Source organism: Xanthomonas dyei (genome assembly GCF_002939865.1).
Taxonomy (GTDB): Bacteria; Pseudomonadota; Gammaproteobacteria; order Xanthomonadales; family Xanthomonadaceae; genus Xanthomonas; species Xanthomonas dyei.
Map to the genome: position 1 here is coordinate 1 of NZ_MDEE01000070.1, position 10,111 is coordinate 10,111.

11 protein-coding genes are annotated in these 10,111 nt (G+C 56.9%); 5 read left to right on the top strand and 6 right to left on the bottom strand.

Going from position 1 to position 10,111, the window contains the following annotated elements:
* Nucleotides 1-215: 215 nt before the first annotated feature.
* The 5 genes from XdyCFBP7245_RS22475 to XdyCFBP7245_RS22500 form a co-directional block, all read right to left on the bottom strand.
* Nucleotides 216-620 (bottom strand): hypothetical protein, encoded by a 405-nt coding sequence (locus tag XdyCFBP7245_RS22475; protein ID WP_244907897.1) that lies wholly within the window; start codon nt 618-620, stop codon nt 216-218.
* A gap of 685 nt (nt 621-1,305) precedes the next feature.
* Nucleotides 1,306-2,460 carry an XVIPCD domain-containing protein gene (locus tag XdyCFBP7245_RS22485; protein WP_244907898.1) on the bottom strand — a complete coding sequence of 385 codons (1,155 nt, stop codon included), beginning with the start codon at nt 2,458-2,460 and terminating at the stop codon, nt 1,306-1,308.
* 36 nt (nt 2,461-2,496) lie between these two features.
* Nucleotides 2,497-3,096, bottom strand: a complete 600-nt coding sequence (locus XdyCFBP7245_RS22490; protein WP_244907899.1) for a hypothetical protein — start codon at nt 3,094-3,096, stop codon at nt 2,497-2,499.
* A 147-nt stretch (nt 3,097-3,243) separates the two neighbouring features.
* On the bottom strand, nt 3,244-3,660 hold the full coding sequence (locus tag XdyCFBP7245_RS22495; RefSeq protein WP_104617581.1) for a SymE family type I addiction module toxin: 417 nt from the start codon (nt 3,658-3,660) through the stop codon (nt 3,244-3,246).
* Entirely contained in the window at nt 3,657-3,929 is a 273-nt protein-coding gene (locus tag XdyCFBP7245_RS22500; RefSeq protein ID WP_104617592.1) for an XAC0095 family protein, read from the bottom strand. The genes XdyCFBP7245_RS22495 and XdyCFBP7245_RS22500 overlap by 4 nt, the downstream gene beginning before the upstream one ends.
* A gap of 379 nt (nt 3,930-4,308) precedes the next feature.
* Between XdyCFBP7245_RS22500 and XdyCFBP7245_RS22510 the strand changes: the two genes are divergently transcribed.
* The 4 genes from XdyCFBP7245_RS22510 to XdyCFBP7245_RS22525 all read left to right on the top strand — a co-directional run bounded on the left by XdyCFBP7245_RS22510 (nt 4,309) and on the right by XdyCFBP7245_RS22525 (nt 8,595).
* Nucleotides 4,309-5,034 (top strand): hypothetical protein, encoded by a 726-nt coding sequence (locus XdyCFBP7245_RS22510; RefSeq protein WP_104617582.1) that lies wholly within the window; start codon nt 4,309-4,311, stop codon nt 5,032-5,034.
* A 167-nt stretch (nt 5,035-5,201) separates the two neighbouring features.
* Nucleotides 5,202-5,633: a hypothetical protein gene (locus XdyCFBP7245_RS22515; protein WP_146091716.1), complete on the top strand. Its 432-nt coding sequence runs from the start codon at nt 5,202-5,204 to the stop codon at nt 5,631-5,633.
* The gene (locus XdyCFBP7245_RS24830; protein WP_342352102.1) at nt 5,630-8,104 is read left to right on the top strand and encodes an XVIPCD domain-containing protein; all 2,475 of its coding nucleotides are present in this window, start codon (nt 5,630-5,632) and stop codon (nt 8,102-8,104) included. The genes XdyCFBP7245_RS22515 and XdyCFBP7245_RS24830 overlap by 4 nt, the downstream gene beginning before the upstream one ends.
* A gap of 98 nt (nt 8,105-8,202) precedes the next feature.
* Complete coding sequence (locus XdyCFBP7245_RS22525) at nt 8,203-8,595, top strand: hypothetical protein (protein ID WP_244907900.1); 393 nt, start codon at nt 8,203-8,205, stop codon at nt 8,593-8,595.
* A gap of 106 nt (nt 8,596-8,701) precedes the next feature.
* On the opposite strand, the gene XdyCFBP7245_RS22530 is transcribed toward XdyCFBP7245_RS22525, so the two are convergent.
* Entirely contained in the window at nt 8,702-9,340 is a 639-nt protein-coding gene (locus XdyCFBP7245_RS22530; protein WP_104617585.1) for a hypothetical protein, read from the bottom strand.
* 174 nt (nt 9,341-9,514) lie between these two features.
* Here XdyCFBP7245_RS22530 and XdyCFBP7245_RS22535 point away from each other — a divergent pair, with 174 nt between their 5' ends.
* The gene (locus XdyCFBP7245_RS22535; protein WP_104617586.1) at nt 9,515-9,721 is read left to right on the top strand and encodes a transposase; all 207 of its coding nucleotides are present in this window, start codon (nt 9,515-9,517) and stop codon (nt 9,719-9,721) included.
* Nucleotides 9,722-10,111: the final 390 nt, after the last annotated feature.

The window sequence follows — 10,111 nt, forward strand, 5'->3', positions numbered from 1 at the left end:
GAAATGGCGAAACTCCGAAGATCCAAACGAGACTCTCCGGAACGATGCGGACATTCCGCACTCTCAGGCATCGTTATTCAGACCTTCCCTAAAGCATTAAATTCAACCGGTATTACTTCGAGCGCGGCTCAACGCTTCGCAATACCAAGATGCCCAAGGCGCAACTTCACGTCTGGCGTCCGCAAATCCGCAAATTCGACCAGGGCTTATCCTCCCTACGCTGCCTTCTGAAACTCGATAGGCCCTTGATAGCCCGAATACTTCTTATTGATCAGGATGTGATCGGATGGCGTGACACAGCTATCCTCCAGGGAATTGACCACATGCGCCTCGTCCACGAAGAACTCTTCATAAGGCAACGGCAGCACGGATGTCTCTCCGCCGCGATCGAACTTCAGCAGCAGTCTGTCATCGCGCTCGAAGCACAGCGTCTTCCAAGGGAAATCGGTCAACTTGCCGGCTTCGACCACCGCCGAATCCTTGCCGGCCAGCAGCGTCACAACATGCTCGGAGAACTGTTTCTTTGAGATTGGCGGTTCGGTCATGGCGCATCCTGCAAAGGTGGCAACGACCACTGCAGCCGATGCCAAAACGTAAGAACGGAAGATAGCGAATGACATACGGCGCGGCTCCTTCCTGCGGTAGAGCGATGTTTTACCAGAAGCGCAATGCGCGTGCATCTTGGCAGGAGGATCGATTTTCTCTCCTGATGAATTCCGGACCCAGGCAACTCAGCAAATCGTTGACGTTCTGATCGGGCAACTACATCAAATTTGAGTAGTCACCGATCTGATTGCAGATCTCTGAGGGTGGATCATCCACCTTGACAACTCTTCGCAATCCTTTATCAGACTTTCCTTTAGGATCCACGACATGGTAGACAAGATAGAACTCTTGCCGACTTTTCCAGAGGCTAAACGTCGATATTTCGGAGAATCGAAAAACTCGTCCATTCGAATCAGTTGCCTCAAAGCTACATTCAGCATATGCACCGAATCCACAACTGGCATCCAGATGGCGCAGCCCCTTTCGCCCACCGAGATCAAAGCGATAAGACCGGCCGTTCTCGTCTTCGACAATCTGTGGCGTCACTCGCAGCGCCCGAGGTGCGCTTATGCGCTCCCAGTCCAGGACCTCTGAACACAGCGAGGGGCCGGACGGCTTATCCATACCAATTTGAGCGAACCTGTAAGTGCAACCGGTTGTAGCGAGCAACCAGAGCACGACGTACGTCAGCGAATTTTTCACCAGCTTCTCAGCCTCCGTCGCACTCAGTGAAAGCCGATACCGACGACATGAAATATCTCAGCGTGCCATTGATGGCCCCGTCTGGATAGCAGATTGCTGCGACTGCTCAAGCCCCTGCTGCTGTTCACGCGCCTGGGCCTGAGTCTGGTTGATTGCCTGCAGGCGGTCGAACGATTGGGCCTCTGGCGCCTGCACGGCGTCCACCGTCGGCATATGTGCCCGCTGGTGTGCGGGGTCATTGAGAGCACCCTGGACGATGAAAACCTTTTCGCCGCCGGCCAACTGCGGTGTCGGATTGTTGAGCACGACATGGTCCACCCGCGACAGTCCTTCCCCTTTTGCCAACGCAAGCAGACTGGCTGTCATGCGTTGGCTCGATACATCCCACTGCCTGTCATGCTGGGCGTCTAGCTGCGTCACGCCACCCTTGATCTGCTGGTAAAGCGGGTGGTCCGCATGGCCTGGCTGTGAGGGCAACAACGCGGTCTTCGGTGATGCCGGATGTGATTCAGGTCCAAGTCCACCCTGCTTCACATCAGAAGTAGTGATGTCGCCAACGGCTCCGGGCTCCGGTCGCCCCTGTTTAAGCTTCCAGGGGACGATGTGTTTGTCGTAGTAATCGCCATAATATTGCTCGTATGTCTTACTTGGAGCGACCGAAGGTTGTTCCGTCTTGAAGACCTGGGCAATCTGGTTCAATGCAGCATCGCGTGTGATGCGACCTGCCATTTGCTGATCTGCAATTGCCTCGTACTGCTGCGGCCTCGTGCCGCTTCCAGAAATACCGATATCCGGCCCCTGATGATTCAGAATCTCGCGTCGGACTAGTGCGTTACTGAGCGTTGCAGCTGCTTCGCCGCGCAGCATGTTGTTCACATAAGCTTGCTTGGAAGAATAATCTTTAGGCTCGGCGAACCCATGGTGTCCAATCTCGTGTGATAGTGATCTGGCAATCCGTTCGCCTTTGCCAGCTGCGTTCTGGTCAATCACTACTCTCTTACCTGGTTCCAGGTAGGTGCCTCCACCCGCGCCACCCCAATCAACGCCTATGCCATCGCGCTTGAACTGGGAAAGGCCCGCTTGGAGTGTAGGCGAAGAGTTAATTAAAGGCGCTAATGCTGGATCCTTCAGCGGAGAAGCCGGTAGCGCGCCACTGGATGGTGCACCTACCTGTCGCGGCTGTGGAAATTTTTCTTCTTCGTTACTTTCCATCACGCATTTCCCTTGCTTGATTGATCAAACTTTATCTCAAAGTTTGCTGATCGAAATATAGCTTAGGTGTGACTGGTCTTCCGTCAGACCAAAGATGACCTTGGTCCCGTTAACTGTCATCTCCCAATAGGCTCTGGAATCTCGCGCATCTGGACGAGGTGGGTAAGGAACAGCGCCTACCCAGGGAGACTCCTTAAAATCCGGGCCAGGTGGCGAGAAATCGATAACCAACTTCCCACGCGATGGATCATCTATTGCATTGATGAACTCAACACGCTGCACCTTTTCACCTGCCAGCACGCCTTGCTCGCTTACCCGAAGCTCTCTCTCTCCGTCTAGGTGCCGTGGTCCAAATTGGGCTTGAAGCTGAGTACCGACGGCGGCGACATCCTGGAAGTCTGTTGCGATCAAACGATCGACGTCTTGTTTAAGGCGTTCCGTCACGTCTTTGCTCCTGGTTTCAGCGGAGAGCTTTGCAGCCGCTATGTCTAACTGATCGCGTGGAGTGCTCGGGGCACACCCCGCATGAAAGGTGCATAGTGCGAGCAGCGCAATTGATAACAACGTTGCCTGAGGGAAGGCATTACGTCCTTGGTTAACTCGCCGGCCATGGGATTTCCCAAGGTGAAGGGCCATCTCCCTTATCCTGCACTAAGAATAGCGCTGAAATTTAACACGTTGATGACCTCGGATCAGGCGGCGGCAGCAATTACTTCACGTGGTTCTTCGTTTGCAAGATCGGCTAGCGGCGGACAGGATTCAGCTGAATGCGGCGGGCGGCGCTCACCGACGCGCCCTAAGGTGCTTTGCAGGCACCTCCACCGGCGGCAACACCTCCATCAGCAGCTGCCCTTCGCTCGCAGTGATGCGCAGCTTGGTGCCGATAGCAAAGCCCAGTTGCTCCAGCCATAGGCCGCTGAGGCGGACGTGGGGCACGTGCTGGTCGCCGGCGTGGTCGTGGGCACCTGGGTAATGGGCGTAGCTGACGGTGCATTGGCGTGGGCGGCGAGCGCGGCGGGGCGCGCGTAGCGTGCCGGGGCCTTGCGGGGAGGCGTCCGGGTCGGGCGGTAGCAGCGGCGGCAGCTTGGTGCGGTCGGGTTCCACAACGCCCCACTGCACCCGCTTGGGTGGCGCTGGGCGCGCACGTTGACGGGTGGGCCGTGCGGTGGCGGACGCGTTGGGTGGGCGGCGGCGTGTCATGGCGCCTCCGGATGGCGAGTGTTGGTGATGGGTGCCGCAACGCACTGCTGCAACGCCACTTCGATGCGAGCGGACAGGCTGCGCAAGGCCTGCGACAACACACCGGGTTGGCTGAGCAACTGCTGCGCGGGATCGTCGTTGGCCTGCTCAATAGCCGCGCGTGCGGCCAGCCGGCGCAGCACCTCGCCCACGTCCCACAGCAGGCCGTGAGCGGAGGCTGGCAACAGATAAGCCGGCACAGATGCCGGCGTGGATGGTGCGGTAGACATGGCAACGCCCTCCTGGAACAACCCAAGAACCGCCGCCAACGGCGACGGGATGTCGGGAGGTTCGAAACCGCTCATAGCCGGCGGGCGTATTCCCCTTGCGGGTGTTGTATTAGCCGCCCTCCCGACGCAGGCATTGCGTCGGCTTGTACCTGCAGGATGCAGGCACAAAAAACCCACCGGTTTGACGGAGGTGGGTACCGCTATGAGAGGAGTTTCGACGCTCCTTGGGCTTAGATTGCGAGTGCAAGGCGTAGCGTGTCAATAGCAACTGATAACGAGACTTGACGCGTTTGAGTAACGCGCTGGCGCGCTGTCGGCAGCTGAGGAATACTGACCATCACAGACGTATGTTGGACGCGCGATCGCCGAGGGAGGCTAGATGAGTTCAGTGGATGAAGTAGCAGCAGAACGCAGCGACGATATCGATGGGGAAGCAATCACGCTCACAGACCCCAGCTTTCCCTCGCTATCTGCGGCGATGGCTCACTACGCACAGGTGACCGAACAAAGCCGCGCCGGCCCAGTCGAGCGCTGGAGCTTGGCGATTGGCTTGATCGGTGCGGGCGTCGGGATCTTGGCCGGTACTTTGCTAGATGGCAAAACTGGTGCCTATTTGGCCGTTATTGGCCTTGTCACTGAGCTGACAGGCTTTGTGGTGTCGGCAGCGCTGACCGCCAAGCGCGAATGGCCCGGGTTCCGCCGCCCCTATGCGGATCACGCAGACCTGATGGAGCGGGAGTTCAACCAGTATCAATCGATCGTTGCGTCGCTTCGCAGGTTTCCTCTGGAACAACGACGTCGACGCGAGGCCTTCATGCGTGACCGTCGCACCAACATGCACGACCGCCTGGGGCTGTTCACTGGCGGCATGGAGAAGCTGGGCTTCATGCCTGTCCTACTTGCGCTATATCTGCAGCTGAAAGATTGGCGCATAGGTGACTGGACGGTGTTGAGCAAGATCACCCTAATCCAGGGCGTGCTGGCCTTCACGCTCCTGTTTGCCTTTGCGATGTCCTGGCATCTCATTCGCCTACGTATACGCGTGCAGTCGTGTGAGCAATTATTGGCTGAGGCGAACCGGCAAGATAGCGCTTCCAGCAAGTAAGCGACCACCAAGAACGACATGTCACTTGTGATGCGATAATGAGTAGCCACGCTTGCCGATGTCGCACCCTTGCTGGCTACCATCGACACCGATGTATCATAACTACCATTGCCTATCGTCCTGTTCGATAAGCCACACCATTTGGATCCAGCAACAAAGGAATTGAGATGTCATCGACATTTGAATGGATAAATTTGCCAGCAGGTCGGGCGCGTTTTTCGGGGGGCATCCGGGGTGCTGACGAGCTTGGTCACGAAACCTTCGCCATTGAAATTGATGGCACGGAGTATTTTGGAGAGCTAAAGAATGATTGGCTTCCAGACCAAACCCATTATGACGTAGCAGTTGTTTCTTTTGGATTTTCAGTAGAGCTTCAGGTCGGGATGCCAATTACCGCCTGGTCAGTTCGCCCCTTCACCGATGACGAGCTTGAGTCTATAAAAGCCATCATCATCCAATTAATACAGGCTGGCACTGCCTTTACGAAAAAGCCGCTGATCATCAGTGAAAGCGGAGGTGCGATCTTCACGGGGAAGGTAATTTTTAATGAGAACTGGGCATTGACAAAGCGCAATGATCAGCCCGGAGTTCAGGCATGAACGACCACGCCGCCTCGATCTCTCTGATAGAGAAAGCAGAATCTCTAGATGAAATATCTGAAATTGCAAGGTCGTATCCGGCAAAATCGGTTGATCAGGGCGGAATTCTTTACAGTCGTTGGGTCGGGGATGTCTCATCCGAGGTCATGGCGGTTGAACTTTCTGAAAAGACTGGGCTTCCCATCATCAACGATACGCCGCGCGCCAAGTTCCTCATGGAAGCCAGGACCGCCATCGAGGAGAAGGCTTCCGAGATTTTCAGGTCTCAGGGATTGCCTCCGAAGATGGCCAAGGAATCTGCTGCGTCGTTCTTGTTCGGCGACCCGGCGGTTCCATCACAGAGCCCCACGTCCTTGTCCAAATGCCTCTGGGGAGAAGCCTCGCACGAATTCGCAAGCTCGCTGCGTGGCGACATCAAAGTAGTGGCTTCTGCTGCCAACCTGGAACGTGTCTTCGGTCAGGTTGAAGTGCCTGCTGTGCTGAACAACCCAAATGTCAATTCGCTGGGCGGTCAGCCGATTCCCAAGTTGCAGGCGCTGTACGCACAAGGTGGCGCAGGCGCTGTACTGCCGGAGGTGCAAACACACTTTATCCAGGCGGCAACCAAGGGCATCTTTGTAGCGCCAGAGAGCATCGGCTCAAAGATTGAAAAGGTTACATTTTCGCGTGAGTTCGCTGGAAGCTTAGAACTGCAGCAAACACACTTCAAGCCATCAGCAGAACTCAGTGCCTCCGGCATGGTCCGCGCACCGACCGGGCTGGATGCGCCAACCGTAGGCATTGCGGAGACCACGCTCAGCGCGGAGGTGGCGGCATCGCGCAGGCTCTCTCCCGGCACCGTCCGTGGGCTGGGCATTGTGGGCGCGGCGGCGGCCGTGTACGACCTGGGCGGTACGGCAAGAAACACCGAGCGGCTGGACGCGCAGGGCAACAGCACTGCGGCCGATGCAGAGGTCACCCGCTACGCCACACGCAATCTGGGCACATTTGGCGGGGCCGTGCTTGGCAGTAGCGTAGGCGCAGCGCTCGGCGTGGAGTCTGGCCCGGGCTTGCTAGTCACAGGTGCGGTTGGCGGCCTCGTTGGCGCGGTGGGCGGCGACAAGCTGGCCGATGTGGTCAATGATCATCGCATTTCCCATCAACAAGATGCGCAAGGCAATACGTGGCGCCTTGAGAATCACCAAGCCGGAGAACGGTGGGCGCGTGACGTCAGCACTGGCGAAGTCGATCCAGCAGCTGTCGCCTTTGGCGAAGCCGGCGTGCCGCTCTTCAAGACGCGGACCGAAGTTGCCACGCCGGAAGTCGCGGACTTACTGACCTTCAAAGCATCTCGTACGTCTATCGAGCTGGCACTCGGTTCGCCGCCGCCGAATAAAGATCCCTACACCCAACCGGCCAACGAGCACGACACGCGCAGCTTGCGCGAATCCCCGTGGGTGCACGACGCGAGTACGCAGCAGTGGACGCGCCAGGTAGCCGATGGCCTGATCGATCGCACCATGAACACGCACACCGAAACGGCGAGCCCTCAGCGTGCATCGCAACTCGATGAAGCTTCGCAGCAAATCATCAGGCAGAACGCGATGCACACGCCAGCAGCGATGGCCGCGCACTACAAACAGACCTACGAGCAAAATGGCTGGGAGCGTCACGCCTACATGCCCGCCGCAGTGCATGACGCACTAAAGCATCCCGGCCGGATCGTCGGCTCAGATGGCGACCTCTACGAACGTGGCAAAGATGGTCAATGGACCCATGACGGCATGCTCTGGGACAGCCAGGCCAAGGGAAATTTGAAGCAGGAGCTTGATGGAACCTACGCAGCCCAGACCCTAGGCACACAGCGTACGGCTGCACAGCCGGTGGCACAGACTGCTGCCGAACCGATCAAAACGCTAGAGACGGTCCATGTCACTGCGCCGCGCACGCAAAGCCATGACAACGCGGACACCTCTTCGAAGAAGACTCAGGAAGAGACAGATGTACGCGGCCACAGCGCCCCCGCACGGCCGCAAGCGTCAGGCCCGCAAGATCCGGATCATCCCGATCACGCCATGTTGAAGCAGATCCGCGAAGGCGTGGCCAAGATCGATGAGAGCGTGGGTAAGCCGTACGACGAAATGAGCGAACGCGTCAGTCGCTGCCTGCTGGCGGCATGCAAGGACAATCGCGAGCGCTATCCAGACGCCGGCAACACCTCGCTCGCCGCCAACGCACTGCAGCGCGTGGACCATGTGCTGATGGGCAAGAACGGCAACCTCTTCGCGGTTGAGGGACGCCTCGACGACCCGACGCACAAGCGCGTCGTCGTTTCTACAGACCAGGCAATTCATATCCCTTTGGAGCAGTCGGATGCAAAGCTACAAGCGGCCAACCAAGCCATCGCCCAAGAGCAAACGCAGACACGACAACAGGAATTGGCACGCAGCCAGCAACAAGATACCCAGCAAGCGCCACGTGTGAGTTTCTGATCGAAATGGATTCCACGAGCTGGCATCTGACCAGTCCTGCCTCGCCCGAGTGTCGAGGTAGTAGGCGGCACCTTGCTGGACAAACATCATCAATAGGCATGAACATCAATCTAAAATCTCGTCTCATTCTTGGCACATGGTTGCTTGCAGTATCAGCCTTGACTGCTTGTACAGAAGGAAGCATGCGTTCTGATTACAAGAAGAACGATGTACAGCCGGTCAAAGTCGAAAAGTTAGGATCCAAATCACTCAACATCATTTACCATATGCCGGCAGAAAGTCTCTTTTATTCTCCAGGCGTTGATTTCGCAACGGACCGCGGCGTCTTGCGCATTGCCATCCGCAGATGTGGCACCAGTGATAAATGCGATGCCATGGCGAAAGCTGTCATTCCAATAGCCGAGCCGTGGACACGGAAAGTCACCGTACCGTATGCAGGCGGAGAGGTATTGGTGTTCTACGCAGACACCGAAGAGATTTTCACGCCTTAATTCAAAAGCCTGCGCTAACGGAGTCAGGTTTACTTCCTACGCAAGTTTCAGCCTACAGCCTCAGTGTTTGGGAGGGTGATAGCGTACTTATCGTCCATGGGATTACCTACTTTGATTTGTGTCGGTAAGCGACCAGCAACTCGGATTCGATCGATGCAAGCTGCGGCGGCTGGCCAAGCAGCCTGATGCTCAACTGATACTTGCCAGGCTGAATTCCTTGCGCCCATGCGAAGGCAAGCTGCGTGTAGCGACGCTCTGGAGATTCCAGACCCGCAGATTGAAGAGACGAGCCATCCACATCGTCCAGCCATACGCCTGGAACACGCCCGTCTGCACTCACAGCGATGGTCTGAGCTGGAACTCCTGGCCTCGATTCAACACGCACCAATGGCATGTTGGTTGCGCCGCTTGGTTCAAGCCGTTTCAGAACAAGCTCAGCGTGCAAGCCAGATCTGCGGAGTGCTTGAGCAGCTTCAAGAGACTTCAGAGCATCCTCGTCACCGACACGGATACCCAGGAAGAGTGTGCCAGTCGCATTCTTGCCAGGAGGCTGCACGTTGAATTCGACCATCATCGGACTGGTCATCGCCGCCAACTGCAGCGGTCGTACGATGGGAAGCTGCCCATCAGCCACAACGCGCGCTGGCACGTCCTGCGTCTGGGTTGTTTGTGCTTGGCAGCTTGCCAGCAGCGAGATGCCTGCGCAGACCAGAACACATCGCAGTAGTTGCCCGTATCGTTGCATGTGTATCCCTTCACTTTACGCAAGACTAGCAAGCCGCACGTCTATGGCTCTGCTTATTTATACACCGCCAACAGCGGTCAGGTTTACTTCCTACGCAAATTTCAGGCCGCGGCCTTGTCTTTCAGGAGGGTGTCCTCGCTATCAGCACCAATGCCTTGCTGCGAGTCTTGCCGGATGGCCAGACTTCCGCGTATCGACCTTCCCGACATCCCGCAGCACATCGTGCAGCGGGGGAATAACCGCTTGCCGTGCTTTCTGGATGATGGCGACCGATTGCGCTACCTGCACCTGCTGCATGAGGCCCTGCACGCCACAGGCTGCCAGCTGCACGCTTATGTGTTGATGGACAACCATGTGCACTTGCTAATCGACCTACGGTGAGCTGGATGGTTCCGCGTTGACATCGCCGGTTTTTGCAGACATGGCCGCGAGCCCTCAATCCCTTGCCTGGCAGTATTCGCAGTGCCCCTGGACCTAGGCCTACGTGTGCCTCACTCCTTGAGCTCGCAGAGGGAAATCGGATATGGCTTGTTGAAGCGCGCGTCAAGATTTGCAAAAAGCAATCGTGTTCAGTGTCACGGCAGCAACTAGCAGTGGATCGTGAAGAGTGACTGGGCGCAATGCTTCCACATCGAAGAAAGCAAAGTTATAGCCACCAGATTTGAGTGAACTTCTGTATCTGACCCTGAGGTTTCCCCACATTTTTTTCTGCGAGATCAAGTGCTTGCTGGGCCAGGGTGTGGAAGAAGGTGCGCGCATGGTGCACGCTTC